Genomic DNA, 23,747 nt, shown 5'->3' with positions numbered 1-23,747 from the left:
GCGGGTCGTGACGTGCATGCAGAGATCTGCGATGCATCCGCGTCTAAGCTGTCTGTCTTCGTCGAACGGACCGTCGCGCATGGGTGTCCGCCCCATCCTCCATCTATTGCTGCATGCGGCCGTGCCGGCGCTGCTGGCCTGGCTGTTCTGGCGCGAGCGATTCGGCCGGGCCTGGGCGCTGCTGATGCTCGGCTGGATCATCGATATCGATCACCTGTTGGCCGATCCGATCTACGCGCCCGGGCGTTGCAGCATCGGTTTCCACCCGCTGCATACCGCGCCGGCCATCGCGCTGTATGCGGGTCTCACCGTGCCCAGGCGCACGCGGCTGTTCGGGATCGGCCTGCTGGTGCACATCGCGCTCGATGCGATCGATTGCGTGTGGATGCGTTATGTCGGCTGACGACGCGACGGTCCTGCTGGTTGGTGCGACGGGCCTCGTCGGTGGCCACGTGCTGGACAGACTGCTGGGGAGTCCGTGCGTGGCGCGGGTGGTGGCCCCCGTGCGGCGACCGCTGCCGCATCGCGATACGCGCCTGCATGCGCCCGTCGTCGATTTTGATGCCTTGCCCGATGACGCTGCGCTGTGGGGCGTCGATGCGGTGATCTGCACGCTGGGCACGACGCTGCGCGTGGCCGGCTCGCGCGACGCGTTCCGCCGCGTCGACCACGACTATCCGTTGACCATTGCCGCGCTCGCGCGTCGTCACGGTGCCCGTGCATTCGCGCTGACCTCGGCAATGGGCGCCGATGCGGCGTCGCGCTTCTTCTACAACCGGGTCAAGGGCGAGCTGGAAGACGCGCTGCAGGCGCAGGGCTGGCCGTCGCTGACTCTGGTGCGCCCGGGCCTGATCGGTGGCGATCGTGTGCAGGCACGCCCGGCCGAGCGCGCCGCTGCGGTGGCGCTCGGCGCGCTCGGGCCGATGCTGCCCAGGCGCTGGCGCATCAGTCCCGCATCGCGCATCGCCGACGCCCTCGTCGACCGCGCGCTGGCTGCCGCGCCCGGTTGCCGCATCGTCGATGCTGCCGCACTGGCCTGACCGCAGCCAGCACCGATTCAAGCCCACAGTGCTAGCGTCGAACTCCGGGCCGACGCGTCCGCCCACGAAACCGGAACAGGACTCGCCATGCGGATCACCTCAGTGTTGTGGATTTCCCTGCTCGTCACGCCGGTCATGGCGCACGCGGCGGAGGACGACCGCGTCGACCTGAGCCTGCCGTCGCAGCCGATGTTCACCGGTGACGCGGCGTTCGGCGGCGGCGAGTACACCGGTCCGCGGACCGAGACGCCCGAGTATCGCGCGCGCTACGGCGACGATCTGGTGCGCCGCGGCGGCTGTCCGACCGCGCCCGACGGCAGCGAGCGCACCGTGACAGGCAGTGTTACGACCGGCATCGGCTATTCCTCGCGTGGCGGCACCAGCAACTTCAACGCCGCCGACATCAGTCTGTGCAAGGAAACGGTCAGCGAAGCCGGCAACCTCAACACCATGCAGCTCAACCTGCGCATCGCCCAGTCAGACGGCCCCGGCTACTACGGTCGCGGCTTCGGCCCGTATGGGGGCTATGGCGGGTACGGCGGGTATGGCGCCGGCGGTTACTTCGACGGCTTCGGCCCTGGCTACGGTGAGCTGCACGGCCCGTATCCGGCAGGCCGTATGCGCGGCGAATCGTGGACCGAAGGCCGTCAGCCCTGGCGCTGACGGGCGCTGTGCACCGGACTTACAGGTAGCGCAACCATGCGATATCGCGGCGGCGTGCCTTGAGTCTGGCGAACGCCGCAGTCGGCGGTTGCAGCGCCAGGGTCAGCGCCACCGTGATCGCCACCAGCGTGGCGACGCTGTCGAAGCCGAAGAGCGCCCCGTGATTGGTGCCCCATAGCGCGACCGCGCCCAGGTACAGCAGCCGCAGCACGTAGATGTGCAGCAGATAGAAGAACATCGGTGCGGCGCCCAATGCGGACAGTGGCTGCAGGTGGCGCGCCAGTGCGGGTGATTCATAGAGCCGCAGCAGCAACAGGCCGACGCCCAGCGTCAGCAGCACGAATTGCAACGACGGCGGGTACTTGGTCACGTTGAAGAACGCCATCAGCGTGCGCGTCGTATCGGCCTGCAGTGTCCAGGCCGCATCGCCATAGACGTTCGCCATGCGCAGCAGCAGGAAGCCGCCGAGCGCGCCGAGCCCGCTCCCGAGCAGCAGGGCGTGCCGCCGGGCTGCCGAAGCCTCAGGCGCGAACCAGGGGCCGGCCGCCCAGCCTAGCGCAATGACCCCGATCCACGGGAGCAGCGGGTACGACGTGCGCGCACGCATCGCATCGCCGAACTGCAGCCAGTCGCGCTGGTGCAGCACCGCCCACACCGCGTGCAGCGGATGCCCGGCGTCCAGGCGCACGCCGTCGAGCAGGTTGTGACCGGCGATGATCGCCACGGCCAGCGCGATCAGCGCCGCACGCGGCAGCCACAGCAGCGCCGACAGCGCCAGCATGCTCAGCCCGATCGCCCAGATCACCTGCAGGTACAGCGTCTGCGGCGGCAACTCCAGCGTCCACGCGAAGTTGACCAGGGTCAGCTCGAGCACGACCAGGAACAGGCCGCGCTTGAACAGAAAGGCCGACGCCGCGCGGCGTCCATTTGGCTGACGGCTCGCATAGAGCCAGGCGGACAGGCCGGTCAGGAATACGAACACCGGCGCGCACAGATGCGCGAGCAGGCGGCAGGCGAACAAGGCAGGAGAGGCGGTCGCCACGTCGACCGGATCGCCCATCTGCAGGTGCAGAAAAAACGTCTCGCGAACGTGGTCGAGCAGCATGAGCACCATTACGGTGCCGCGGAGCAGGTCGATCGAGGACAGGCGCGCTTTCGGCGCTGCAGAGAAGGCGTCTGGGGACACGGTGCAACCGGACAAATGAATCGTTAGATTATTACATGATGGTCTGGCTGGACCGGCCGTCCTGAACGCAACGCCGCGTTGCGAACGTCCCCGTGCCACGCCGCTCACATTTGCCTGCCTACGCTGATTGCAGCCGTATTGCGGCGCAGACCAACAGAAGTGGAGGCGATGATGACGATGAAGATTCCGCAGGGTGCCCTGATCGTAGTGGCGGATGGCGGCTCGGCCCGCGTGTTCAGCAACACCGGTGACGAGCGCAACCTCGCCCTGAAGCAGGAAGCGCTGCTGGAAGGCATGAACCTCGACGACGAAGGCCCGTCGGGCTCGATGCCATCGGAATCCAGTGCCTCGCAGCTCGATGAGGCGACGTTCGCCAAGCAGCTGGCCCAAGGCCTCAACGACGGCGCGCTGAAGAACAAGTACGCGCATCTGGTGTTGATCGCCGATGCCAAGACGCTGGGCCGCGTGCGTCCGCTGCTGCACAAGGAAACGCAGCAGCGCCTGATCGGCGATCTCGCCAAGGATCTGACCAACGCGCCGCTCGACACCATCCAACGCTCGTTGTCCTGATGGCGACCGCCAGCGGCTACCGCGCGGAGGCGCCGTCACGTGACGTGGTCGACGCAATGCGCGGCCCGTTGGTGATCGAATTCGGCACCGACTGGTGCGGCCATTGCCAAGCCGCGCAACCGGCGATCGCATCCGCGCTCGCCGGTCGTGACAGTGTCGAACACCTGAAGATCGAAGACGGCAAGGGCCGTCTCCTGGGACGCAGCTTCGCGGTCAAGCTCTGGCCCACGCTGATCGTAATGCGCGACGGCGTGGAACTCGCGCGCGTGGTGCGTCCGACGGATGCGGCCACCGTGACCGAGGCCTTGCGCGCGCTCGACTAGCGCAAGATTTTGCGTCGGACTTTTGGCGGTCCGCGATGGCGTGACACGTGCAAATTGCTTGGAACACAGAAGCGCCACGGCGCATGGACTGCGCGGCGGATGCCGATGCGGGTCGTGACCGTGGGTGTCTCGGGCGGCGGCACGCCGTCATCGCCGATCCAGATGCGCGACGTGCGTTTCGTGATGTCGAGCCCACCATCCTCGCGCGTCACGCCCAGCGCTTGCGCCAGACGCCCCGGCCCCGATGCCAGCAGGGTGGGTGTCGTCGTGTGGCGCGCGTCGGACATCGTGTCCAGGCCGGCCAAGGGCTCGGCCGCGCGGATCAGCACGCCATGCCCGGAACGCTGTCCACAGACCGCGTTGATCGCCCAGTGCATGCCGTAGATGAAATAGACATACAGATGCCCCGGCGCGCCGAACATCACCGCATTGCGCGGCGTCGGGCCGCGGAACGAATGCGCCGCCGGGTCGTCGCCCCCGCAATAGGCTTCGACTTCGACAATCCGTGCGCGGCGTCCGTCTGTGGTGACCAGTACCTTGTTGAGCAGTTCGGGCGCGACGATATGCGCATCGCGGGCATAGAAACGGCGGGGCAGGGGACGCATGCGCGCAGCGTGCATGCGCCGGTGTCGCCCACGCGCGAACACCTCACGTCTTCCGCTTGCTTGATCGCGGACGCGGCCGCACTGGCGGGATGCACGTGATCCCGGCCGAGGGTTTGACCCGGCTTGATCTCGCCCAGCACCGCTGACCGGCAGCGCGGCGATCACAACGGGCCGGTCGAAGGCCGACGCGTGCACTGTTGGCGGGACACTTCGCGGCGATGCGCCGGCATCATCGGCTTCCCATCGAACAGCCATTCGAGGCTGTGACGGGCAGTGCGTCTGCCTGCAATGGGCTCAAGCCGTCGGAAACCACGATGCCGTCATGCCCGATGTGAGAGGGTGTCGTGGTGCCCGGCTGCCCCTTCAAGCCGATGGACACCCTGCATGCCTCCCCTGAGCTTTACGCTGCGCCACAACGCAGCGACATTCGACTGGGAACTCGCCATTGCCGGCGATTCCGCGGCCTCGCACCATGCCACTCACTCGTCGGCATTCGACATGCTCGCGACCCATCCGCAGCTCTTCGCGCGCGGGGCGACTGTCCGTGTCTTCGGCGCAGACGGCGGCTACGAGTGCGAGCGCACGTACGCGGCTGCAGGGTCTGAATCCGACGCCGACGCTACGGCAGTCTCGACCTTCGCACTGTAGGGTAGCCGCTTTCAGCGCCAGGCGCGCAGGAAGCAGGCATACGATCGACATATGGCGTGCCTGGCGGATGCAGAATCACAGGCGCGGCGATTTCGCATTCGACGCATCCGGGTCAACGTATCGCCTTCCCGCGATGCATTGACCCTCCGCGCTTGATCGGTACTGCTGCGTCAATACTGCTGCGGGGGATCCTGTGGTTGGCCCGGTGCGGGCGGATCCTGTACTGGCTGCGGATCGCGCTCCGGATCGCCGGGCGTCGGCAGCGGTGGATCGACAGGCTGGTCCGGCATGGGGTCGTGCATCGGGTGCGGGATGCTGCCGGGTACGTCATTCGGTGGCGTCGGCGGTTGCGAGGGATTCGGCATCTGCATGGCATCGTCTCGTGGCGGGTGGTGCAACCACCGTGGCCGCGACGGCGACATGCAGGCGTGAAATCCGCGTCTGCTTCACGCATCGCGTCGCAGGCTGGCCGCATGTCGCATCGCGCACGTCCAATCGATCCCCCGGCGCGTGCCGATGCGTAGGTTCGTGCAGGCCATCGCGCCCGATGCTGTCCCTGCGGCGTTGTCGGCGGATATCGCAAGTGCGCTGTCGGATGCGCCGCCGCGCTACAACATCGCATCAAACGGCGACGCGCTTGTGCTGGTGATGCATGACGACGAGATGGCCGTGGACACCCTGCGCTGGGGGCTGGTGCCGCGCTGGTCGAAGCTGCCGGAAACGGCGTACAGCACGATTACCGCGCGCCTGAATCGCGCACCGAAGAGCCGCATCTTTGCAAGACCCTGGCGTCCCGACGATGCGTCATTCCGATGAATGGCTATTACAAATGGGACCGCAGTGGCGCGCGCCCGGTTCCCCATTTCATCCAGTCACGCGCCGGCGACCTGCTGTTCGCGGCAGGTGTGTGGGATCTGTGGGAGCGCGAGCTGCCACCCCTCGCATCGTTCGCCCTGCTGACGATGGCCAACGCCGCGATTCCTGCGCCACTGTCCCCCGACGGCCCGCTGTTCCTGCCATCGAAGGCACTTCGTACATGGCTCTCCGATCCGGCGCCCGACCCTGCGCGGATCGCAGGCACGCCGCAGCCGGCGCTGGAGGCCTATCCGGTCTCGCGGCGGATCCGCAGTCGCGATGTCGACGATTACACGCTGCTCGAGCCGGCCATGCCCGAAGCGCCCGAAGACGCGGACGAGACACGTGACCCGGACGACGACGACCTCGACGACGACTGACGGAAATCTCACATCGCAGCGTTATTGTCCGCGCTTCCCCCGATCCGTTCCGGAGTCCGTCATGCCCATCCTGCGTACCGCGTGCCTCGCGATGTCCCTTGCCGCCGTCGGCGCCCCTGCGTTTGCACAGGCTCCTCTCGACGATGGGCAGGCCGCCTATATGGGCGCGCACGTCTTCGATCGCCAGATCGAGGTGTTCCGCGAGTTCTGCGCCACGGATCCAGCCGGCGCGCAGGCGCTCGACACCGGCGTGACCCAGTTCCGCATCAACAATCCGGACTATGTGGCTGCGAAGGGCAGCAAGCCCGACTCCCCCGAGTTCGCCGCGACTGTGCAGGCCGTCGATGCCCAGTTCGACCAGGTGGCCGGCACCATGCGCACGCAGCTCGCATCACAACCCGTCGGTCCGCAGTGCACCACGCTCGGCGACCAGCTGCGGCAGGCGCGTTTCGCGGCGCTGCTGGAGCAGGCCAAGCGCGGTGCGCCGCCTGCGCCTGCAACGCCCTGACGCCACGCGCTAGAACGGCGCGCCGTCGACAGGATCGCGCGGTGGCGCGGGCAGGGCATGGATGCGCGCGCGTGTCGCCGCATCCGGCGCGGCGCGCTGGAGGTCCCAGTCCTGTCCGTCGGGATAGGCGCCGATCACGCGGAACGCGTCGTCTGCATCGATACAGCGATGGCCGGTGCCGGCCGGTAGCAGCAGCGCATCGCCTGCTTCGAGCGTGATCGCCTTGCCACCAGGGCCGCCGATCTCGAGCCGTGCGCGCCCCGCGTACACGCCGAGCACCTCGTGCGCGGTCGAGTGGTAGTGGTGATCGTCGTAGACGCCGCCGCGCCAGTCCGGCGGCCAGCCATGCGCTCCGAACATGTGCTCGAACGCCGGCGCATCCGGCACATGGCCGTCAGCAGTATGCAGGCCGCGATAGACGCGTACCGCGATTGACGGATTGTTCGGCACCCAGTCGTTGGGGCCGAGGACCAGACGTTCGATGCGCATCACAGGCTCCGGCACGATTCACCGGCAGCGTGCATGCGCACGTGTCGCCGCGCCTTGAAATCAGCCCTGCAGGGCGACGTGCAGTGGCGCGTCGACATCCCAGCGTGCGCGGCCATCGAGTTCGGGCAATTCGACCAGGACCGCGGCGCCGACCACGGTCGCGCCTTGCTGGCGTGCCAGCGACAGCGCCGCGCGCAGCGTGCCGCCGGTGGCGAGTACGTCGTCGACCAGCACCACGCGGGCCCCGGGCGGCAATGCATCGGCATGCATCTCCAGCCGGTCGCTGCCGTATTCGAGCGCGTAATCGTGGGCCAGCGTGCGCGCCGGCAGCTTGCCCGGCTTGCGCACCGGCACGAAGCCCGTGCCCAGCGCATGCGCGAGCGCGGCCGCGAAAATGAAGCCGCGCGATTCGATGCCGATGAAGGCATCTGGCACCGCATCGCGCCAGGGCGCGGCCATCGCATCGATCGCATCGGCGAACCCGCGTGCATCGGCGAGGACCGGCGTGATGTCCTTGAACACGATGCCGGGTTTGGGAAAGTCCGGGATGTCCCGGATCAGCGACGACCAGTGCGGCATCGGGGGAGGGCTCGTTCGGCGGGCGACGATCATGGCCGCACATGCGTTCCGACACAATGTGCACGCCACGCGGCGTATACAGCCGCGACCCGTCTCCGGTGCCGCCATGTCCCAGCTCCAGCCCATGTCGCACCGATGGACGGCCGTACTGGTCGTGGCTGCGCTCATGGCGGCTGCGCCGGTCGAGGCGCGCACCGTGTGGCGTTGCGTCAAGGGCGGGACCGTGAGCCTGTCGACCGCGCCCGAGCCAGGTTCGACATGCGAGGCGCGCGAGATCGCCGACGGGGCGGTGCAGACGCCGAACCTGTGGGGTTCGATGGGCGTCTTCAGTGGCGTGCTCTACGAGCGCGAACAGGACGGCGTGCTGGTCTATGGCACGCGCCGGCTGCCGGGCGCGCGCGAGTATTTGCGCTTCACCGCGCAGACCCCGCCCGGCGAACCCGCACACGAAGGGCTGGGCAAGGTCGGCGCGCCGCAGCTTAAGCCGCACTCGGCGCTGTTCGCGGCGAACGCGAAGACCTACGGCCTCGACGAGGCGTGGTTGCGCGCGATCGCCCATGCGGAAAGCGGTTTCGACGCCACGGCGGTTTCGCCGAAAGGCGCGCGCGGAGTGATGCAGCTGATGCCCGACGTGATCGCCGATTACGGTGTGGTGGATCCGGATGCACCGGCCGAATCGATCCGCGCCGGCGCGCGCCATCTGCGGGGTCTGCTGCGGCGTTACGACGGCGATCGCACGCTTGCGCTCGCGGCCTACAACGCCGGCATCGGTACGGTCACGCGGTTCGACGGTGTGCCGCCGTATGCGGAGACGCGTGCCTACATCGACAAGGTGCAGGCGCTGTACGTGCGCTATCGCGCGGCGCTGGGCAATCCGATCGAACGTCCGGAAATCTGAAGGCCCCAAAATGAAGAAGGCCGCGGTGTCCCGCGGCCTTCGATGCGACGCGTGGGTGATCAGCCCTCGCGCGGCGCCAGCCGGATCAGGCGGCCATTCTTGCCGTCTTCGATCACGTACAGCGCGCCGTCCGGGCCTTGCGCGACGTCTCGGATACGGCCGCCCATCGCGAAACGCTCGGCCTCGCGCGCGCTGTCGCCGTCGATCTCCACGCGCACCAGCGTCTGGCCCGACAGGCCACCGATGAAGGCGTTGCCGGTCCATTCCGGGAACAGCGTGCCGCTGTAGAACTCGAGGCTCGACGGCGAAATTACCGGCGTCCAGGTGATCGCCGGCTTCTCGAATTCCGGACGCGTGTCGTGGTCGGGAATCTCACGACCGTCGTAGTGGTCGCCATTGGAGACGGTCGGATACCCGTAGTTCGCGCCACGCTTGACGAGGTTGAGCTCGTCGCCACCGGCCGGCCCCATCTCGCTGTTCCACAGACGGCCCTGCGCGTCGAACGCGATGCCGAGCGGATTGCGGTGGCCGAGCGACCAGACCTGCGACGCGACCTCACCCTTGCCCGCAAACGGGTTATCGTCCGGCACGCTGCCGTCGTCGTTGAGACGCACGATCTTGCCGAGGTTGGACTGCATGCTCTGCGAGGGATCGAACTTCTGCCGCTCGCCCGAGGAGATCCACAGCTTGCCGTCGCCGTCGAATGCGATGCGATGGCCGTAATGGCCGTTGCCGTCGACCTTGGGCACCTGGCGCCAGATCACCGCGACATCCTGCAGCGCACCGGCATCGAGATCGAGTCGCGCACGTGCGACCGCTGCGCCACGACCGCCTTCGCCGTCTTCCGCGTAGCTCAGATAGACAATGCCGTTCTGCGCGAACTGCGGATGCGGCTTGATGTCGCCCAGGCCGCCCTGGCCCGCGTTGGCGACAGCCGGCACGCCGGAGATCTCACGCGCTTCGCCGCCGGGCAGCGTCACATGCTTGAGCACGCCACTCTTCTCGGTGATCAGCACGCTGCCGTCGGGCAGAAAACCGATCGCCCACGGCTCGTTGAAGCTCGCGACCGCGGTGCTCGCGAACGGCAGGCCTTCGATCGCATCGGCTGCGGGCGCTGTGGTTGCATCGGCGCTGTCCGCCGGCGGCGCTGCAGTGTCCTGCGTCGCGGTGCCGTTCGCGGCATTGCCGTCGCAGCCCGACAGCCACAACAGCGAAGCGGCGAGGGTGGTCAGAACGAGGGGTCGCGTGCGTGTCATGCCTATCTCCAGGGCGCAATCGGGGTAAACCCGAGTGTCGCATACCGATCCGTGCGCGCCGTCGGAACGCGTGGTCGGACGCGGGTTCGTAAACGTTGTGTTCGATTCAGCAAAACCCGTGCACGACGCTGCCTCCGGGATGCGTACGTGCGGGCGACGGCAACGCCAGCGTGGCGCGCTTCGACTGGCAGCGCTCACGTGTCATGAACGAAACGCGTAAACCGGGCGGCCACCTCTGTGGTTAAGCGTTCGTAAGCGCCGGCGATCGCGGTGCCCGATCCGTTCATTCCTGCGCCTGCAAGGTGGGCCCCGTGCGGTATCCACGACGAGGACGAATCACCACCCCGCGCAACAAACCCAAGTTTTGAAATACGGAGAGATGCTCATGAAGAATGCACGCAAGCCGCTGACCGCGATGATCGCCCTGGGTGTTGCCATGGCCATGCCGATGGCGTTCGCGCAGGATCCGACCTCTTCCACCACGCAGGCGCCGCCGACTACCGATGCGACGACCACCACCCAGGACTATGCACAGGACGCCACGGCTGATGCGCCGCAGGCCCAGCAGGGTCAGGTGACCTGGGCGGATCTTGATGCTGACGGTGATGGCAAGTTGAGCCAGGCCGAGGCCGCGGGCCTTGAAGGCCTCGCGCAGGTGTTCAGTGAAGTCGATGCCGACGGCGACGGCTTCATCACGCCCGAGGAGTATCGCGACTTCGTGAACCGTCAGGCCGCAGGTGCGGGCGCTGCCGAGGAGTGATTCCGCAACGCACATGACGTGATCGGTTGATACGAGATCACGCGTGATGGGGCGGCCTTCGGGCCGCCCTTTTTTGTGCCCCGCGTATTCGATACGCATCACGTCTGCCGCGCATAATGCGCGCATGACCGCGATCCGCATGATCGGCTTCGATGCCGATGACACCCTCTGGCGCAGCCAAGATTATTTCGACGACGCGCAGGCCGAGTTCGAACGCATCGTCGGCCGCTATGTCGACCTGGCCGACGTGCGTGTGCTCGATGCCCTGTACGCGGTCGAGACCGCCAACATCGCGGTGTTCGGATACGGCGTCAAAGGCATGACGTTGTCGATGATCGAATCGGCGACGCAGATCACCGGCGGTCGCATCGCCGCGCTCGATCTGCACCGCATCGTCGAGATGGCCAAGGGATTGTTGCGACATCCGGTGGAATTGCTGCCCGGCATCCGCACGGCGGTCGAAGCGATCGCTACCGATTTCGAGGTGGTGCTGATCACCAAGGGCGACCTGTTCCATCAGGAGGCCAAGGTGCGTGATTCGGGGCTCTCCGATCTGTTCCGGCGGATCGAGATCGTCAGTGAGAAGGATCCGCCGACCTACGCCCGGCTGCTGAGCGAATTCGACATCGATGCAGGCCAGTTCCTGATGATCGGCAACTCGCTGCGTTCGGATATCGCGCCGGTACTCGCGCTCGGCGGCTGGGGCGTGCACATGCCCTATCGCACCACATGGGCGCATGAGACCGAGGCGGAGATCAACGCCGGGCACGATGCGCGGATGTGTGTCGTCACGGAGCCGGACGCGCTGCCCGACGCGGTCGCGTTGCTGGCGGCGCGAGCAGACGACGCTTGCGTTGATTGATCCGGAAGCTCGCGCAATCACGCGGTAAACGCTTCCATCGTCGGTAAACGTTTACAGTTTGAACCGTCTCTTTACGCAGCCCGGTCCCCCGGCGCGTTACCCGCGAAATTGCACGGCTGTTCATTCCCGGAGCGCCATGTTGGCTCCATGGCCGCTGCGGTGGCGGCCCACCGGAGAGACGCCATGATCACCAATCCCATGACCCGTTGGCTTGCGCCCGGCCTGCTCGCAATCGGCCTGTCGGCCGCCGCCATCGCGCCAGCTCCGGCGCATGCCCAGTCCAGCGACGACCTGGTGCAGGTCATCGTCGATGTCGCCGATGTGGTGCTACGCGGCAATCAGCCCTACTACCGCGGAAACTACAACGATCGGCTGCGTGTGTCGTACGACCAGCGCGGTCGTCCGGTGTATTACAGGATGGCGCCGCGTCATTACGACACGCGCTACACCACGCGCCATAGAGCGCCGCCGCGTCATGCACCCGCGCACGGTCGCCGTCATCAGCAGCAGCTGGTGCGTCGCGAAAGCTGCGATCGCCGCGGCCGTTGCACGGTGCAGTACTACGACCCGCGCCAGGACCGTACGCGCGACCGCCGCTGGCGCTGAGTCCGGCGCCGTCGCCGGCCTTCGTATTCATCGATTTGCCACGCCGCAGTCATCCACTGCGGCGTGTGTCTGTCCGGACCTTCTGCTAGCGTTGGGCGCATGCGCAGCCCATTCCGTCCCCGCCGAACCCGTCGCCCGCTCGTCGCGATTCTCTCCGTGCTCGCGTTCTGCGCAGGCCTGCCCATGAGTGGCTTTGCCGCCGGGCCGATGACCTGCGAACTGGTGTTCACCGCCGGCAACTGGTCGATGCACCACCGCACGGCGCGCGGCGCCGGTGAGTTGCGGTGCGCTGACGGGCGCACGCTACCGGTCCGGGTCAGCGTCAAGGCCAACGGCGGTGACACCTTGCGCATCGATGCCGGCGCGGCCAGCTTCAGCGGCGTCGAGGATCCGCGTGACGTGATCGGCGCGTACGTCGCCAACGGGCAGGTCGGCAGCGACCTGGCGATGCGCAAGGGCGCCATCGCGCTGCGCATCACCGGGTCGGGTGACTGGTGGCAGCAGGGCGGACGTCCGGACTCGCTGGTCATTGCCGCGCGCTGAGGCGCGAACCGGATCAGCAGGCCCTTAGGGCGCGCGGTCAGTTCGCCGGCACGCGATTGTCTTCGTGACGCGGCACCTCGCGCATCGTGTTCTCGGCATCGAGCCCGATCCGGGCGGCGAAGCGGTCCAGCGCAAGCCACCAGGCGCCCAGCAGCACGACGACCACGCCAAGGCCGACGCTCCAGCGCCAGATACGTGCGGAGCGGTTTTGCGGGTGGAGAGTGGTCATGTGGCAGCTGTCCTTGGATTACGAGCGTGGAGTATGGTCGGTCGTCACGTGTCGCGGACACGTCGCGGTCGGCACGGCCTGCCGGCACTACAACCCCGCCAACGCGCCGATTGCGGCCGCCCGGCCACTCGAGGAGTCATTGCCATGCCAGTCCGTTCCGTCCTGACCGCACTGCTGCTGGCCGGTCTTGGCACGTCGGCAGTGGCGCAGGACGCAGCCGATGCCCCTGCACCTGCGCCGTCGGCGGTCGCGGTCTGGTCACCGGCGACCGGTGATGCATGGCTCGATACGTGGCTGACGGACGTCAATACGTATGCCGGCCGTTATCGCGGCGCATTCGTCGATGAGCTGGTGCGCTACCAGGGTGCCCCGCGCGCATTCGTCATCGAGCTGCTGGATGCCGGTGCGCGGCCGTCGGATGTCTATCTGGCCTGTGCAACGGCGCGCGCGCTGGGACGGACCTGTCGCGAGGTTGTCGGCGAATGGCGGCGCGATCCCGCCGGCGGATGGAGCGACGTGCTCGAGCGGCTGGATGCAGGTCGTGGCACGGAAACGTTCTCGCGCGTGCGGCAAGGCCTGGTGTCGAGCTTTGACCGCTGGGCGCGGCCGATCCGTCTGGACGCGGCCTTGCGCCGCGCGTTTCCGGACCGCGAAGGCTGAGTGGCCCGGGCGTCGCGAATGCGACACCCGGACCCGGAATCAGCCGATCGCCAGCGTCTTGTTCTTGCGTTCGGCGAGGCGCTTCTCCAGGTAGTGGATGTTCTGTCCACCGGCATGGAAGCCCTGGTCGCGCATGATCCGCTGCTGCAGCGGGATGTTGGTCTTGATGCCGTCGACCACCATCTCCGACAGCGCCACGCGCATGCGGCAGATCGCCTGTTCGCGATCGGCGCCATGCACGATCAGCTTGCCGATCATCGAGTCGTAGTTCGGCGGCACCGCGTAGCCTTCGTAGACGTGCGTGTCGACGCGCACGCCCGGGCCGCCCGGTGCGTGGAAGTGGCGGATGGTGCCGGGCGAGGGCATGAAGGTGTCGGGGTCCTCGGCGTTGATGCGGCACTCGATCGCGTGGCCGGTCAGCACCACGTCTTCCTGCCGGATCGACAGCTTGTGGCCCGAGGCGATCATCAACTGCTCGCGGACCAGATCGATGCCCGTCACCATTTCGGTCACCGGGTGCTCGACCTGGATGCGGGTGTTCATTTCGATGAAGTAGAAGCGACCGTCCTCGTAGAGGAACTCGAACGTGCCCGCGCCGCGGTAGCCGATGCGGATGCAGGCATCCACGCAGACCTTGCCGATTGCCGCGCGCGCCTCGGGCGAGATGCCCGGCGCCGGCGCTTCTTCGACGACCTTCTGGTGGCGACGCTGCATCGAACAGTCGCGCTCGCCGAGGTGGATCGCATTGCCTTGGCCGTCGGCCAGCACCTGGATCTCCACATGGCGCGGGTTCTCGAGGAACTTCTCCATGTAGACCATGTCGTTCGAGAACGCGGCCTTGGCTTCCTGCTTGGTCGTCGCGATCGCGTTGACCAGCGCGGCTTCGGTATGGACCACGCGCATGCCGCGTCCGCCGCCGCCGCCGGCCGCCTTGACGATGACCGGGTAGCCGATCTCGCGGGCGATCTTGACGTTGGTCGCCGCGTCGTCGCCGAGCGGGCCGCCGGACCCGGGCACGCAGGGCACGCCGGCCTCCTTCATCGCGCGGATCGCCTCGACCTTGTCGCCCATCAGGCGGATGGTCTCGGCCTTCGGCCCGATGAAGATGAAGCCCGACTGCTCGACGCGTTCGGCGAAGTCGGCGTTCTCGCTGAGAAAGCCATAGCCCGGATGGATCGCCTGGGCGTCAGTGACCTCGGCCGCGGCGATGATCGCCGGCATGTCGAGGTAGCTCTGCGCCGAAGGCGGCGGGCCGATGCAGACCGACTCGTCGGCCATCGCCACGTGCTTGAGGTTGCGGTCGACGGTGGAATGCACCGCGACCGTACGGATGCCGAGGGTGTGACACGCGCGCAGGATGCGCAGCGCGATCTCGCCGCGGTTGGCGATGACGACTTTTTCAAGCATGGGATTGGGGATCCGGGATTGGGGATTCGGAAAACGCATCCGGCTCGCGGACGCGGCGCTCGTGGGAGCGGATCAGAGCATTGAGACGTGCGTAAGTGCGGTCGAGCAGCGCGCTATCGGCCACGGTGCCCTCGCAGAATCCGAGGCGGCGCGCGATCTCCGACTGGGTGGAGAGTTCGGCAAGCGAGCCGCGGGCAAACGAGAGATGACGAAGGTACTCGGATGTCGAACGGCGGGCAGCGCCTTCTGCGATGTTCGACGGCACGCTGATCGCGGCACGGCGCATCTGAGCGACTAGGCCGAAACGTTCATCGGCAGGGAAGGACGAGGTGGCGCGATACACCACTTCGACCAGCTGCATGGCGTCCTGCCATACATCCAGTCGCTCATGCGGCCTCGGTGTCGCGATGGTGTCCACCAAATCCCGAATCCCCCGTCCCGAATCCCGTCGTGATCGGCCTTCAGCCGATCACGAACAGCGGCTGGTCGAACTCGACCGGCTGGCCGCTTTCGGCCAGGATCGCGACGACCGTGCCCGAGGTCTCGGCCTCGATCGGGTTGAACATCTTCATCGCTTCGATGATGCCCAGCGTGTCGCCGGTCTTGACCTGCTGGCCGACCGAAACGAAGGCCGGCTTGTCCGGCGCGGGCGAGGCGTAATAGGTGCCGACCATCGGCGACTTGATCATCTGGCCGGGCGGCAGATCGTCGCCTGCGGCCTTCGGCGTGCCGCCGGTGGCGGCGTCGACCGGCGAGCTCATCGGCATCACCGGCTCGGCGGCGCGTGGCGCGGCAGCGGCTGGCGCCGGGGCGTACATCATCGGCGCGGTGGCCGCGTTGCGCGACAGGCGCACCGATTCCTCGCCTTCCTTGATCTCGATCTCGGTCAGGTTGGACTCTTCGAGCAGGTCGATGAGCTTCTTGATCTTTCTCAGGTCCATGATGGCCTCTTGCGTCGTTTATGCGTGGAAGTAGCGGGTTGCGCGCGTCACAGCTCGGAATCGAGTGCGCGTAACCGGCGGGTACGTGAGTCGGTGTGGTCGATCATGCAATCGAGCCGCGCCTGGTTGCGGCCGCTGCCGTCGGCGGCAATGGCGTAGGCCAAGCCGCAATCGGCATCGCGGAATGCGATCCAGCGGCGCTGCGCATCCACCAGTTGCGCCGACGTGCATTGGCTGCAGGCGCCATCGCGGCGCTGGGCGTCGAGTCTCGGCAGCAGTTGCCGATAGGCGTCATTGAGCAGTTGGTCGGCCCGTGAGAAGGCATCGCTCAGGCACAGGTCGGTGTCCATCGTGCCGATCGGGTGGGTGCAGTCGATGCCGTGGTCGCTCTCGACAACCGGATCGGCGGCCTGCGCCGGTGCGGAAAGTGCCAGCACCAGCAGGGTGAGCGAGCGCAGTGTCATGCCTCGGCCTGACCGATCCGCCGCAGCGCGGCGTCGAGCGCGTAGCGGTAACTGTCGGCGCCGAAGCCGCAGACCACGCCAAGGGCGAGGTCGCTGAAGTAACTGGTGTGGCGGAACGGCTCGCGGCGGTGCGGGTTCGACAGATGGATCTCGTAGAACGGCAGGGCTACCGCGGCCAGCGCGTCGCGCAAGGCCACCGAGGTGTGGGTGAACGCAGCCGGGTTGAGCAGGATCAGCGCGGTGCCGTCACTGCGTGCGGCCTGCACCCGGTCGACCAGCACGTGTTCGGCGTTCGACTGCAATGTCTCGAGCGCATGACCGGCGGCCTCCGCGGTCGCCTGCAGCGACGTATCGATGTCGGCCAGCGTCGCATGCCCATAGACCTCTGGCTCGCGGGTGCCGAGCAGGTTGAGGTTGGGGCCGTGGAGAACGAGGATCGAGGCCATCGGGGACGCAGTGCGGCAGGTGCGCGAAGTCTGCGGGATGTCCCCGATCGTGTCCAGTTCGCAGACGTTTGACGATTTTAAACGTCCGTTTGAATTTCCTCGATCAGGGCGCGACCCAGCCGTCGATCTCGCCATGGGCGAACGGACCGATCCGTTGCTTGAGCAACCGACCATCGGCCGACAGCAGCACGGTGTAAGGCAGCACGCCACGCGGATTGCCCAGGCGTACGCCGGCATCGGCCGGGCCGGGCGTGTCGAGGGCGATGGTGTAGGTCACCGGAATCCGCTCGAGAAATACGCGCACCGCATCGGCATCGTCGAGCGCGATCCCGAGGACCTGCACGCCGTCGGCGCCCTGTTCGCGGGCGAAGCGGTCGAGCTCGGGCATTTCCTCGATGCAGGGCCCGCACCAGCTGGCCCACAGGTTCACCAGTACCGGGCGGTCGTTGTAGGCGGCTGGCAACTGCAGGGCCGCGCCGTCGAGCCCGGCGACTTCGAACGGTGCAATGGCATCACCGCGGCGTGCAACGGCCACGCCTTCGGGCGGCGCGGGTGCAGTGGCACTCAAGGTGTCGGCGTAGAGGCGTTGCCCGGCCTCGGTCCCGAGCAGCGGGCCGGGACCGCCGACGAACAGGCTGGCGAGCACGCCCAGGCCGCCGGCGACGACCGCGATGGCAACGACGGTCAGTGGACCGACCTTCATTCGGCCGCCCCGGCGCGCGGCAATGCCTCGACGACGATCGCATCACTGAGCAGGGCCGGCAGCACCACGCCTTCACCGCCCCCGGCCGGATACACCACGTAAAGCGGCACGCCGACCGCGCCGTGGGTTTCGAGGAACGCGCCGATCTCCGGATCCACATTGGTCCAGTCGCCGACCATGTATGTGGCCCCGGCCTCGGCCAGCGCCGTCTTGAACGTGGCGCCCGACAGCACCCGGCGCTCGTTGGCCTTGCAGGTCACGCACCAGTCGGCGGTCATGTTGACGAACACCGGCGTGCCGGCGGCGCGCAATGCGGCCAGGCGCTCGGCGGAATAGGCAACGTGCGCGCCGTTTTCGCTGGCCGCGGTGTTCGCAGTCTCTGGCGCCGTCAGCCGGTCGACCGCGACCACCGGCAGCAATGCCACCAGTGCGAGCGCCAGCGCGAGTCCGCGATGCAACGGGTGACCGGTCCAGCGGCGACGCTCGAACCACCACAGCGCCAGCGCGAGCACGGTCATGCCCGCGACCAGCAGCGCCATCGCATCGACGCCGCGCTGCTTGCCGAGCACCCAGGCCAGCCACAGCGCGGTCAGATACATCGGGAACGCGAGCACCTGCTTCAGCGTTTCCATCCAGGCGCCGGGTTTCGGCAGGCGGTCGGCGAGGGCGGGCACCAGACCGATCAACAGGAACGGCAGCGCCAGTCCCAGCCCCAGCATCAGGAACACCGCCAGCGCCATCGGCGTCGACGCGGTGAAGGCGTACGCGAGCGCGCCGCCCATGAACGGCGCGATGCACGGACTGGCGACCACGCAAGCCAGCACACCCGTAAAGAAATCGCCGACCGGACCGCTGCGCCCCGCGAGCGCCTGGCCGACATTGCCGATGCGCCCGCCGAGGTTGAACACGCCCGACAGGCTCAGACCGACCGCGAACATCAGATAGGCGAGCGCCGCGACGAACCACGGCTGCTGCAACTGGAAGCCCCAACCCATGGCCTGGCCGGCGGCACGCAGCCCGATCACGAGCAGGCCTACCAGCGCGAACGCGACCAGCACGCCGGCCGTGTACCAGAGCGCATGCGAACGCGCGGCCGCGCGACTGCCACCGCTCCTGGCGATACCCAGCACTTTCAGCGACAGGATCGGAAGTACGCAGGGCATCAGGTTCAACAGCAGGCCGCCGAGCAGGGCCAGGCCGAGGGCTGCGAACAGGCCGATCGACGCGGCGGCGGGCGGGCGGGTGCGTGCGGCGTTGTCGGCGCTGGCATCAGGCGCGTCGACAGCGGTGCCCGCTGCGGGTGCGTCGATGTCTCCGGTCGCAACCGGCGCCGGATTCGCAGGCGCTGCGGCGTCGTCCACATCGACCGGGGCCGGCGCCGCCGCAGGCTCGCCGGACGATGCGGCGCCGGCCATTGCAACCGCAGCCTCGGCCACGGTCTGCACCCGAGCCGCCGGCAAGGCGACGCGCACCGTGCGGGTCATCGGCGGATAGCAGATGCCCTCGTCCTGGCAGCCCTGGAACGTGGCGACGACATCGACCTCCGCAGCGTCGGCGATTGTGCGCACCAGCGGCAGCGGCACGTCGACCTGGTCGAAGTACACGGTGACGTCGCCGAAATGCGCGTCGTGATGCGACTGCCCCGCCGGCCAGCGCGGCGCGCCGGCGCGAATGCCGTCGGCGCCGCGGATTTCGAAGCGGTTGCGGTCGCGATAGAGGTAATAGCCCTTGGCCGGCGTGAAGCGCAGCAGGATCGTGTCTCCGTCGCCCGCGATGGCTTCGAACGCGAACGCGCGTTCCGGTGGCAGCGCATCGTTGGCGCCGGTGAGCGTCGGCGTGCGGCCGGCGCTGTTGCCGCCGAGCGACTGGCCGAACGCGGCGAAGTTCGAATCGCTCGCGGCCGGCGTACGCGACATGCTGCCGGTATCCCGCGGCAGCGCGACCTGCAGCATGCGCGTCTGCGGCGGATAGCAGATGCCCGCGTCCGCGCAGCCCTGGTACTTCACTTCGACCTGCAGCGTGTCGACGCCGTCGGCCGGGGCGCCGGTCAGCACGCCGGTGACCTGCCGGCGATAGGTCTCGACTTCGCCGAAGAACTCGTCGGTGTGCTTGCGGCCCGCCGGCAGCTGTAGCGGGTTTGTCTTGAAGCCGCTCTCGACCCGCGCGCCCATGCGATGGCGATACAGGTAGTAGCCGTCGGCAATCGCCCAGCGGATCTCGATCCGGTCCGGCGCCACCGCTTCGGCGGACACCTTCAGTGCGTCATCGACCGGCAGCACATCGTCGAAGCCGATGCCCTGCGCCCAGGCCGGCAGCCCCGCGAGCAGCAGCACGCAGGCCAGCAGCCACGCGGTCGCACGGGCCGGCGACCCGGTGAAGAAGCTGAGCCGGCGATCGCGGCCGGAGAGGACATCGGAGGAGGGCGGACGCATCGCGTCAGTATCGCAGGCCGTCGCGGCCGATGCCGAACGCAGGTTCAGCGCACGCGCGTCACGGCGTCCCGACTGGCGCGACGCCATCGGCGATCCACTGAAGATACGCCGGCAGCCCATCGGCGACCGGTAGGGCGATCAGTTCCGGCACGTCATAGGGATGCAGCGCGACCAGATGCTCGCGCAGCGCGGGCAACTGCGCGGTCGTGGTCTTGATCATCATCAGCACCTCCGCCTCGCTGGCGATCGCGCCTTCCCAGCGGTAGATCGAACGCACGCCCGGCAGCAGGTTCACGCAGGCGGCCAGTCGGGACTCGACAAGCGTGCGGGCGATCCGTTCGGCGGTCGAGGCATCGGGACAGGTGCTGAAGCAAACGAGGATGTCCATGTCCCCACACTATCGGCTGGCATCGTGCACGGCACCTCCACGCGTTCGCGGCCACGCTTGCGCACCGGTGGACGGACGCAGCATCCCGTCAGTGGGAGAAAGACCCCGCGCGCATTAGTGAACCGACCGGTATAATTACTGTCCTTCACAAACCAGCCGGATCGCCCCGCGATTCCCACCGAGTTCGATGCGCCCGATCATCTCTTCTATTGCCGCCGCCGTTCTGGCCTGCGCTGTCCTGCCCGCCGCTGCCCAGAGCGCGCCCGTCGATATCGGTATCGGCGCGTCCGCGACCCGCGAGAACGAAACCACGCTGGTTGCCAGCGTGGCCTGGTTGCCCGAGTGGCGCCGCACCCGGAACGGTGTGCTGCGCTGGGACGTCGGCGCGGTCTATGTCCGCGGACGCGACAACACCCGCTTCGATCTGTCCGAAGATGCCGGCGTCTTCCATGGCGGCGCCCGCTACGAGCGCGACAACGGCTTCGTCGCCGGCTTCGGCGTCGGCGTGCAGGCTGGTCGCACCAGTGCGCTGTCGGGCAATCCGCAGTTCGTCAGCACGGTCGGCTGGCGCTGGGAGCGGTTCTCGTTGCTGGCTCGGCATATCTCCAACGCCAGCATCAAGCAGCCCAACGACGGCGAGACGATGCTGCTCGCTGCGTGGCGCTTCCGCTGACGGTGGACCTGCCTCGCGGCTGCAACGCGGGCCGCTTGGCCGCTTCGCCGGACGGTCCGCATCGGAGGCAGTCGGCGATGACGATCGCAAATTGCTGATCGCGGGCCGCGTTGTTGCGCGCGCCGGCTAGAGGAGGCGCTTCCCCAGCGATTGCACAGCTGCGCTCCGATCTCGGTGCACCGGCGATTCGGCGTGCTGCACTGTGTCGGCTGGGCTCTTCCTTACAGAGCCCGCGGAGTGTCGTCGCGGCCCACAGGGCACTGCGGCAGTCTTGTGAATGACGTGCCGGCGGATCCCGCCGGACCTGCGCCTGTCGACGAAGCCCGAAATTCTTTCGCGGGCAGCCCTTGTAATCCGATTCCCCGCGCCCATCTCCCGTGCGGCCCCGGTTCTGCCGGGTGCGTGCGCCAGGATTTCTGGCACTCCCCTTGGGCGAGTGCTAGAATCGGCGACCGATTTCTTTCCAATCAACAACTTAGCGAGGCTGTAATGAGCAACCTGAAGCCGCTTTACGACCGCATTGTGGTCAAGCCTGTCGAGGCCGAAGAGAAGAGCGCCGGCGGCATCCTGATTCCGGACAACGCCAAGGAAAAGCCCACCAAGGGTGAAGTCGTCGCCATCGGCGAAGGCAAGGCCCTGGACAACGGCAGCGTGCGCGCGCCGAAGGTCAAGGTCGGCGACATCGTGATCTACGGCCAGTACGCGGGCAGCGCCTACAAGGCCGACGGCATCGAATACAAGATCGTCAAGGAAGACGACGTCCTCGCGATCGTCGGTTGATCGAACGCGGGATTCGGAATTCGGGCATTGGGATTCAAGGCGTTGAGCGCCGTTTTCCAGTCCAACCGAACTGACCGCAATCCCGCTTCTTCGGTGGTCAACGGACGCCTGTCCGTTCACCCCTAATTCCCAAATCCAGATTCCGGAGTTTTCCAAATGGCTGCCAAAGAAATCCGCTTCGGCGAAGACGCACGTTCCAAGATGGTGCGTGGTGTCAACATTCTCGCCAATGCTGTCAAGGCCACCCTGGGCCCGAAGGGCCGCAACGTCGTGCTCGAGAAGAGCTTCGGCGCGCCGACGATCACCAAGGACGGCGTGTCCGTCGCCAAGGAGATCGAACTGGCCGACAAGTTCGAGAACATGGGCGCGCAGATGGTGAAGGAAGTCGCGTCCAAGACCTCCGACAACGCCGGTGACGGCACCACCACCGCCACCGTGCTGGCGCAGGCGCTGATCCGTGAAGGTTCCAAGGCCGTCGCGGCCGGCATGAACCCGATGGATCTCAAGCGCGGTATCGACCAGGCCGTCAAGGCCGCCGTCGCCGAGCTCAAGAAGCTGTCCAAGCCGACGGCCGACGACAAGGCGATCGCGCAGGTCGGCACGATCTCCGCCAACTCGGACGAGTCGATCGGCACGATCATTGCCGACGCGATGAAGAAGGTCGGCAAGGAAGGCGTGATCACCGTTGAGGAAGGCTCGGGCCTGGACAACGAACTCGACGTCGTCGAGGGCATGCAGTTCGACCGCGGCTACCTGTCGCCGTACTTCGTCAACAACCAGCAGTCGATGTCGGCCGAGCTCGATGACCCCTTCATCCTGCTGTACGACAAGAAGATCTCCAACGTCCGTGACCTGCTGCCCGTGCTCGAAGGCGTGGCCAAGGCCGGCAAGCCGCTGCTGATCGTCGCCGAGGAAGTCGAAGGCGAAGCGCTGGCGACCCTGGTCGTCAACACGATCCGCGGCATCGTCAAGGTCTGCGCCGTCAAGGCACCGGGCTTCGGCGACCGTCGCAAGGCGATGCTCGAAGACATGGCCACCCTGACCGGCGGCACCGTGATCTCCGAGGAAGTCGGCCTGACGCTCGAGAAGGCGACCATCGCCGACCTCGGCCGCGCCAAGAAGATCCAGGTCTCGAAGGAGAACACCACGATCATCGACGGCGCCGGCGAGACCGGTGGCATCGAAGCCCGCATCAAGCAGATCAAGGCGCAGATCGAGGACACCTCGTCCGATTACGACCGCGAGAAGCTGCAGGAGCGCGTGGCCAAGCTGGCCGGCGGCGTTGCGGTGATCAAGGTCGGCGCATCGACCGAGATCGAGATGAAGGAAAAGAAGGCCCGCGTCGAAGACGCCCTGCACGCCACGCGCGCAGCGGTCGAAGAAGGCGTGGTCCCGGGTGGTGGCGTGGCACTGGTGCGCGCGCTGCAGGCGATCGGTCAGCTCAAGGGCGCGAACGAAGACCAAAACCACGGCATCATCATCGCCCTGCGTGCGATGGAAGCGCCGCTGCGCGAGATCGTCACCAACTGCGGTGAAGAGCCGAGCGTCGTGCTCAACGCGGTCAAGGACGGCACTGGCAACTACGGCTACAACGCCGCGACCGGCGAATACGGCGACATGATCGCGTTCGGCATCCTGGACCCGACCAAGGTCACCCGTTCGGCGCTGCAGAACGCGGCCTCGATTGCCGGTCTGATGATCACGACCGAAGCGATGGTCGCCGAGCTGCCGAAGAAGGAAGAGCCGGCGATGCCGGGCGGCGGCGGCATGGGCGGCATGGGCGGCATGGATTTCTGATCCAGCCCCACCCTGTTGCACCGTGAAACAGAAAACCCCGCCGCGAGGCGGGGTTT

General features: G+C 67.4%; 30 protein-coding genes and 1 pseudogene. 17 read left to right on the top strand and 14 right to left on the bottom strand.

Translation table 11 applies throughout. The features are described 5' to 3' along the window. Window positions 1–79 precede the first annotated feature (79 nt). The 3 genes from J2W68_RS05380 (at window position 80) to J2W68_RS05370 (ending at window position 1,703) form a co-directional block, all read left to right on the top strand. On the top strand, window positions 80–403 hold the full coding sequence (locus tag J2W68_RS05380; RefSeq protein WP_310233384.1) for a DUF6122 family protein: 324 nt from the start codon (window positions 80–82) through the stop codon (window positions 401–403). Then, window positions 393–1,040, top strand: coding sequence for an NAD(P)H-binding protein (locus J2W68_RS05375; RefSeq protein WP_310233383.1), 648 nt, complete (start codon window positions 393–395; stop codon window positions 1,038–1,040). The genes J2W68_RS05380 and J2W68_RS05375 overlap by 11 nt, the downstream gene beginning before the upstream one ends. 87 nt (window positions 1,041–1,127) lie before the next feature. Continuing rightward, complete coding sequence (locus J2W68_RS05370; RefSeq protein ID WP_310233382.1) at window positions 1,128–1,703, top strand: hypothetical protein; 576 nt, start codon at window positions 1,128–1,130, stop codon at window positions 1,701–1,703. Between the two features lie 19 nt (window positions 1,704–1,722). On the opposite strand, the gene J2W68_RS05365 is transcribed toward J2W68_RS05370, so the two are convergent. Then, window positions 1,723–2,889: a DUF1624 domain-containing protein gene (locus J2W68_RS05365; protein ID WP_310233380.1), complete on the bottom strand. Its 1,167-nt coding sequence runs from the start codon at window positions 2,887–2,889 to the stop codon at window positions 1,723–1,725. A gap of 171 nt (window positions 2,890–3,060) precedes the next feature. Here J2W68_RS05365 and J2W68_RS05360 point away from each other — a divergent pair, with 171 nt between their 5' ends. Both J2W68_RS05360 and J2W68_RS05355 read left to right on the top strand, forming a co-directional pair. After that, complete coding sequence (locus tag J2W68_RS05360; protein WP_310233378.1) at window positions 3,061–3,459, top strand: host attachment family protein; 399 nt, start codon at window positions 3,061–3,063, stop codon at window positions 3,457–3,459. Beyond that, window positions 3,459–3,782, top strand: coding sequence for a thioredoxin family protein (locus J2W68_RS05355; protein WP_310233377.1), 324 nt, complete (start codon window positions 3,459–3,461; stop codon window positions 3,780–3,782). Before J2W68_RS05360 ends, J2W68_RS05355 begins: the two co-directional genes overlap by 1 nt. Here J2W68_RS05355 and J2W68_RS05350 read toward each other — a convergent pair. Beyond that, the gene (locus J2W68_RS05350; RefSeq protein WP_310233495.1) at window positions 3,779–4,378 is read right to left on the bottom strand and encodes a DNA-3-methyladenine glycosylase; all 600 of its coding nucleotides are present in this window, start codon (window positions 4,376–4,378) and stop codon (window positions 3,779–3,781) included. The two genes, J2W68_RS05355 and J2W68_RS05350, sit on opposite strands and share 4 nt — an antisense overlap. Window positions 4,379–4,771: 393 nt before the next feature. Here J2W68_RS05350 and J2W68_RS05345 point away from each other — a divergent pair, with 393 nt between their 5' ends. The 3 genes and pseudogenes from J2W68_RS05345 to J2W68_RS05330 all read left to right on the top strand — a co-directional run bounded on the left by J2W68_RS05345 (window position 4,772) and on the right by J2W68_RS05330 (window position 6,778). Then, window positions 4,772–5,035, top strand: coding sequence for a hypothetical protein (locus tag J2W68_RS05345; protein WP_310233375.1), 264 nt, complete (start codon window positions 4,772–4,774; stop codon window positions 5,033–5,035). A 516-nt stretch (window positions 5,036–5,551) separates the two neighbouring features. After that, a pseudogene (locus J2W68_RS17985) lies at window positions 5,552–6,270 on the top strand (SOS response-associated peptidase). Between the two features lie 61 nt (window positions 6,271–6,331). Next, complete coding sequence (locus J2W68_RS05330; RefSeq protein WP_310233368.1) at window positions 6,332–6,778, top strand: hypothetical protein; 447 nt, start codon at window positions 6,332–6,334, stop codon at window positions 6,776–6,778. Between the two features lie 9 nt (window positions 6,779–6,787). Here J2W68_RS05330 and J2W68_RS05325 read toward each other — a convergent pair whose 3' ends face one another. Both J2W68_RS05325 and J2W68_RS05320 read right to left on the bottom strand, forming a co-directional pair. Next, complete coding sequence (locus tag J2W68_RS05325; RefSeq protein ID WP_310233366.1) at window positions 6,788–7,267, bottom strand: cupin domain-containing protein; 480 nt, start codon at window positions 7,265–7,267, stop codon at window positions 6,788–6,790. Window positions 7,268–7,327: 60 nt separating this feature from the next. Next, a complete protein-coding gene (locus tag J2W68_RS05320; RefSeq protein ID WP_430539673.1) occupies window positions 7,328–7,879 on the bottom strand; it encodes an adenine phosphoribosyltransferase in 552 nt (183 codons plus the stop codon). Between the two features lie 133 nt (window positions 7,880–8,012). Between J2W68_RS05320 and J2W68_RS05315 the strand changes: the two genes are divergently transcribed. Further along, on the top strand, window positions 8,013–8,744 hold the full coding sequence (locus tag J2W68_RS05315) for a lytic transglycosylase domain-containing protein (protein ID WP_310233494.1): 732 nt from the start codon (window positions 8,013–8,015) through the stop codon (window positions 8,742–8,744). 59 nt (window positions 8,745–8,803) lie between these two features. Here the strand turns inward: J2W68_RS05315 and J2W68_RS05310 are convergent, their stop codons facing one another. Next, window positions 8,804–10,000 (bottom strand): PQQ-dependent sugar dehydrogenase, encoded by a 1,197-nt coding sequence (locus J2W68_RS05310; RefSeq protein WP_310233364.1) that lies wholly within the window; start codon window positions 9,998–10,000, stop codon window positions 8,804–8,806. Between the two features lie 385 nt (window positions 10,001–10,385). On the opposite strand from J2W68_RS05310, the gene J2W68_RS05305 reads away from it, so the two are divergent. The 4 genes from J2W68_RS05305 (at window position 10,386) to J2W68_RS05290 (ending at window position 12,771) form a co-directional block, all read left to right on the top strand. Next, window positions 10,386–10,760 carry an EF-hand domain-containing protein gene (locus J2W68_RS05305; protein WP_310233362.1) on the top strand — a complete coding sequence of 125 codons (375 nt, stop codon included), beginning with the start codon at window positions 10,386–10,388 and terminating at the stop codon, window positions 10,758–10,760. A 124-nt stretch (window positions 10,761–10,884) separates the two neighbouring features. Then, on the top strand, window positions 10,885–11,622 hold the full coding sequence (locus tag J2W68_RS05300; RefSeq protein ID WP_310233361.1) for an HAD family hydrolase: 738 nt from the start codon (window positions 10,885–10,887) through the stop codon (window positions 11,620–11,622). 183 nt (window positions 11,623–11,805) lie between these two features. Continuing rightward, on the top strand, window positions 11,806–12,228 hold the full coding sequence (locus tag J2W68_RS05295) for a hypothetical protein (protein ID WP_310233360.1): 423 nt from the start codon (window positions 11,806–11,808) through the stop codon (window positions 12,226–12,228). 183 nt (window positions 12,229–12,411) lie between these two features. Next, complete coding sequence (locus tag J2W68_RS05290) at window positions 12,412–12,771, top strand: hypothetical protein (protein ID WP_310233358.1); 360 nt, start codon at window positions 12,412–12,414, stop codon at window positions 12,769–12,771. A gap of 37 nt (window positions 12,772–12,808) precedes the next feature. Here J2W68_RS05290 and J2W68_RS05285 read toward each other — a convergent pair whose 3' ends face one another. Then, window positions 12,809–13,000, bottom strand: a complete 192-nt coding sequence (locus J2W68_RS05285) for a hypothetical protein (protein ID WP_310233356.1) — start codon at window positions 12,998–13,000, stop codon at window positions 12,809–12,811. A gap of 144 nt (window positions 13,001–13,144) precedes the next feature. Here J2W68_RS05285 and J2W68_RS05280 point away from each other — a divergent pair, with 144 nt between their 5' ends. Continuing rightward, a complete protein-coding gene (locus J2W68_RS05280; protein WP_310233354.1) occupies window positions 13,145–13,660 on the top strand; it encodes a hypothetical protein in 516 nt (171 codons plus the stop codon). A gap of 39 nt (window positions 13,661–13,699) precedes the next feature. On the opposite strand, the gene accC is transcribed toward J2W68_RS05280, so the two are convergent. The 8 genes from accC to cutA form a co-directional block, all read right to left on the bottom strand. After that, a complete protein-coding gene (gene accC / locus J2W68_RS05275; protein ID WP_310233352.1) occupies window positions 13,700–15,067 on the bottom strand; it encodes an acetyl-CoA carboxylase biotin carboxylase subunit in 1,368 nt (455 codons plus the stop codon). Continuing rightward, window positions 15,060–15,428 carry a four helix bundle protein gene (locus tag J2W68_RS05270; protein WP_430539672.1) on the bottom strand — a complete coding sequence of 123 codons (369 nt, stop codon included), beginning with the start codon at window positions 15,426–15,428 and terminating at the stop codon, window positions 15,060–15,062. Before J2W68_RS05270 ends, accC begins: the two co-directional genes overlap by 8 nt. 100 nt (window positions 15,429–15,528) lie before the next feature. Beyond that, entirely contained in the window at window positions 15,529–16,008 is a 480-nt protein-coding gene (accB, locus tag J2W68_RS05265) for an acetyl-CoA carboxylase biotin carboxyl carrier protein (protein WP_310233349.1), read from the bottom strand. A 47-nt stretch (window positions 16,009–16,055) separates the two neighbouring features. Then, window positions 16,056–16,472 (bottom strand): lysozyme inhibitor LprI family protein, encoded by a 417-nt coding sequence (locus J2W68_RS05260; RefSeq protein ID WP_310233346.1) that lies wholly within the window; start codon window positions 16,470–16,472, stop codon window positions 16,056–16,058. Continuing rightward, entirely contained in the window at window positions 16,469–16,918 is a 450-nt protein-coding gene (gene aroQ, locus J2W68_RS05255; RefSeq protein ID WP_310233345.1) for a type II 3-dehydroquinate dehydratase, read from the bottom strand. The genes J2W68_RS05260 and aroQ overlap by 4 nt, the downstream gene beginning before the upstream one ends. Before the next feature lie 103 nt (window positions 16,919–17,021). Then, window positions 17,022–17,621 carry a TlpA family protein disulfide reductase gene (locus J2W68_RS05250; protein ID WP_310233343.1) on the bottom strand — a complete coding sequence of 200 codons (600 nt, stop codon included), beginning with the start codon at window positions 17,619–17,621 and terminating at the stop codon, window positions 17,022–17,024. Continuing rightward, a complete protein-coding gene (locus J2W68_RS05245) occupies window positions 17,618–20,053 on the bottom strand; it encodes a protein-disulfide reductase DsbD family protein (RefSeq protein ID WP_310233342.1) in 2,436 nt (811 codons plus the stop codon). Before J2W68_RS05245 ends, J2W68_RS05250 begins: the two co-directional genes overlap by 4 nt. Before the next feature lie 58 nt (window positions 20,054–20,111). Continuing rightward, entirely contained in the window at window positions 20,112–20,441 is a 330-nt protein-coding gene (gene cutA, locus J2W68_RS05240) for a divalent-cation tolerance protein CutA (protein WP_310233341.1), read from the bottom strand. Window positions 20,442–20,628: 187 nt separating this feature from the next. Between cutA and J2W68_RS05235 the strand changes: the two genes are divergently transcribed. The 3 genes from J2W68_RS05235 to groL all read left to right on the top strand — a co-directional run bounded on the left by J2W68_RS05235 (window position 20,629) and on the right by groL (window position 23,691). After that, the gene (locus J2W68_RS05235) at window positions 20,629–21,114 is read left to right on the top strand and encodes an acyloxyacyl hydrolase (RefSeq protein WP_310233339.1); all 486 of its coding nucleotides are present in this window, start codon (window positions 20,629–20,631) and stop codon (window positions 21,112–21,114) included. Between the two features lie 489 nt (window positions 21,115–21,603). After that, the gene (locus J2W68_RS05230; protein ID WP_310155264.1) at window positions 21,604–21,894 is read left to right on the top strand and encodes a co-chaperone GroES; all 291 of its coding nucleotides are present in this window, start codon (window positions 21,604–21,606) and stop codon (window positions 21,892–21,894) included. A gap of 156 nt (window positions 21,895–22,050) precedes the next feature. Next, a complete protein-coding gene (gene groL, locus J2W68_RS05225; RefSeq protein WP_310233337.1) occupies window positions 22,051–23,691 on the top strand; it encodes a chaperonin GroEL in 1,641 nt (546 codons plus the stop codon). Window positions 23,692–23,747: the final 56 nt, after the last annotated feature.

This window comes from Luteimonas terrae (assembly GCF_031457535.1).
GTDB classification, from domain to species: domain Bacteria; phylum Pseudomonadota; class Gammaproteobacteria; order Xanthomonadales; family Xanthomonadaceae; genus Luteimonas; species Luteimonas terrae_A.
This window is presented reverse-complemented; position numbering and strand designations above follow the sequence as displayed.

What these genes read in the sequence shown, in the direction of transcription:
- J2W68_RS05230 (WP_310155264.1), top strand. Translation starts at nt 21,604, where the DNA reads ATGAGCAACCTGAAGCCGCTTTACGACCGCATTGTGGTCAAGCCTGTC.
- J2W68_RS05325 (WP_310233366.1), bottom strand. Translation starts at nt 7,267, where the DNA reads ATGCGCATCGAACGTCTGGTCCTCGGCCCCAACGACTGGGTGCCGAAC.
- J2W68_RS05375 (WP_310233383.1), top strand. Translation starts at nt 393, where the DNA reads ATGTCGGCTGACGACGCGACGGTCCTGCTGGTTGGTGCGACGGGCCTC.
- J2W68_RS05260 (WP_310233346.1), bottom strand. Translation starts at nt 16,472, where the DNA reads ATGACACTGCGCTCGCTCACCCTGCTGGTGCTGGCACTTTCCGCACCG.
- J2W68_RS05285 (WP_310233356.1), bottom strand. Translation starts at nt 13,000, where the DNA reads ATGACCACTCTCCACCCGCAAAACCGCTCCGCACGTATCTGGCGCTGG.
- J2W68_RS05295 (WP_310233360.1), top strand. Translation starts at nt 11,806, where the DNA reads ATGATCACCAATCCCATGACCCGTTGGCTTGCGCCCGGCCTGCTCGCA.
- J2W68_RS05235 (WP_310233339.1), top strand. Translation starts at nt 20,629, where the DNA reads ATGCGCCCGATCATCTCTTCTATTGCCGCCGCCGTTCTGGCCTGCGCT.
- J2W68_RS05310 (WP_310233364.1), bottom strand. Translation starts at nt 10,000, where the DNA reads ATGACACGCACGCGACCCCTCGTTCTGACCACCCTCGCCGCTTCGCTG.
- J2W68_RS05320 (WP_430539673.1), bottom strand. Translation starts at nt 7,879, where the DNA reads ATGATCGTCGCCCGCCGAACGAGCCCTCCCCCGATGCCGCACTGGTCG.
- J2W68_RS05360 (WP_310233378.1), top strand. Translation starts at nt 3,061, where the DNA reads ATGACGATGAAGATTCCGCAGGGTGCCCTGATCGTAGTGGCGGATGGC.
- J2W68_RS05380 (WP_310233384.1), top strand. Translation starts at nt 80, where the DNA reads ATGGGTGTCCGCCCCATCCTCCATCTATTGCTGCATGCGGCCGTGCCG.
- J2W68_RS05370 (WP_310233382.1), top strand. Translation starts at nt 1,128, where the DNA reads ATGCGGATCACCTCAGTGTTGTGGATTTCCCTGCTCGTCACGCCGGTC.
- J2W68_RS05345 (WP_310233375.1), top strand. Translation starts at nt 4,772, where the DNA reads ATGCCTCCCCTGAGCTTTACGCTGCGCCACAACGCAGCGACATTCGAC.
- J2W68_RS05330 (WP_310233368.1), top strand. Translation starts at nt 6,332, where the DNA reads ATGCCCATCCTGCGTACCGCGTGCCTCGCGATGTCCCTTGCCGCCGTC.
- J2W68_RS05355 (WP_310233377.1), top strand. Translation starts at nt 3,459, where the DNA reads ATGGCGACCGCCAGCGGCTACCGCGCGGAGGCGCCGTCACGTGACGTG.
- J2W68_RS05300 (WP_310233361.1), top strand. Translation starts at nt 10,885, where the DNA reads ATGACCGCGATCCGCATGATCGGCTTCGATGCCGATGACACCCTCTGG.
- J2W68_RS05280 (WP_310233354.1), top strand. Translation starts at nt 13,145, where the DNA reads ATGCCAGTCCGTTCCGTCCTGACCGCACTGCTGCTGGCCGGTCTTGGC.
- J2W68_RS05270 (WP_430539672.1), bottom strand. Translation starts at nt 15,428, where the DNA reads ATGCAGCTGGTCGAAGTGGTGTATCGCGCCACCTCGTCCTTCCCTGCC.
- accC (WP_310233352.1), bottom strand. Translation starts at nt 15,067, where the DNA reads ATGCTTGAAAAAGTCGTCATCGCCAACCGCGGCGAGATCGCGCTGCGC.
- aroQ (WP_310233345.1), bottom strand. Translation starts at nt 16,918, where the DNA reads ATGGCCTCGATCCTCGTTCTCCACGGCCCCAACCTCAACCTGCTCGGC.
- J2W68_RS05305 (WP_310233362.1), top strand. Translation starts at nt 10,386, where the DNA reads ATGAAGAATGCACGCAAGCCGCTGACCGCGATGATCGCCCTGGGTGTT.
- accB (WP_310233349.1), bottom strand. Translation starts at nt 16,008, where the DNA reads ATGGACCTGAGAAAGATCAAGAAGCTCATCGACCTGCTCGAAGAGTCC.
- groL (WP_310233337.1), top strand. Translation starts at nt 22,051, where the DNA reads ATGGCTGCCAAAGAAATCCGCTTCGGCGAAGACGCACGTTCCAAGATG.
- J2W68_RS05290 (WP_310233358.1), top strand. Translation starts at nt 12,412, where the DNA reads ATGAGTGGCTTTGCCGCCGGGCCGATGACCTGCGAACTGGTGTTCACC.
- J2W68_RS05250 (WP_310233343.1), bottom strand. Translation starts at nt 17,621, where the DNA reads ATGAAGGTCGGTCCACTGACCGTCGTTGCCATCGCGGTCGTCGCCGGC.
- J2W68_RS05245 (WP_310233342.1), bottom strand. Translation starts at nt 20,053, where the DNA reads ATGCGTCCGCCCTCCTCCGATGTCCTCTCCGGCCGCGATCGCCGGCTC.
- J2W68_RS05315 (WP_310233494.1), top strand. Translation starts at nt 8,013, where the DNA reads ATGGCGGCTGCGCCGGTCGAGGCGCGCACCGTGTGGCGTTGCGTCAAG.
- cutA (WP_310233341.1), bottom strand. Translation starts at nt 20,441, where the DNA reads ATGGACATCCTCGTTTGCTTCAGCACCTGTCCCGATGCCTCGACCGCC.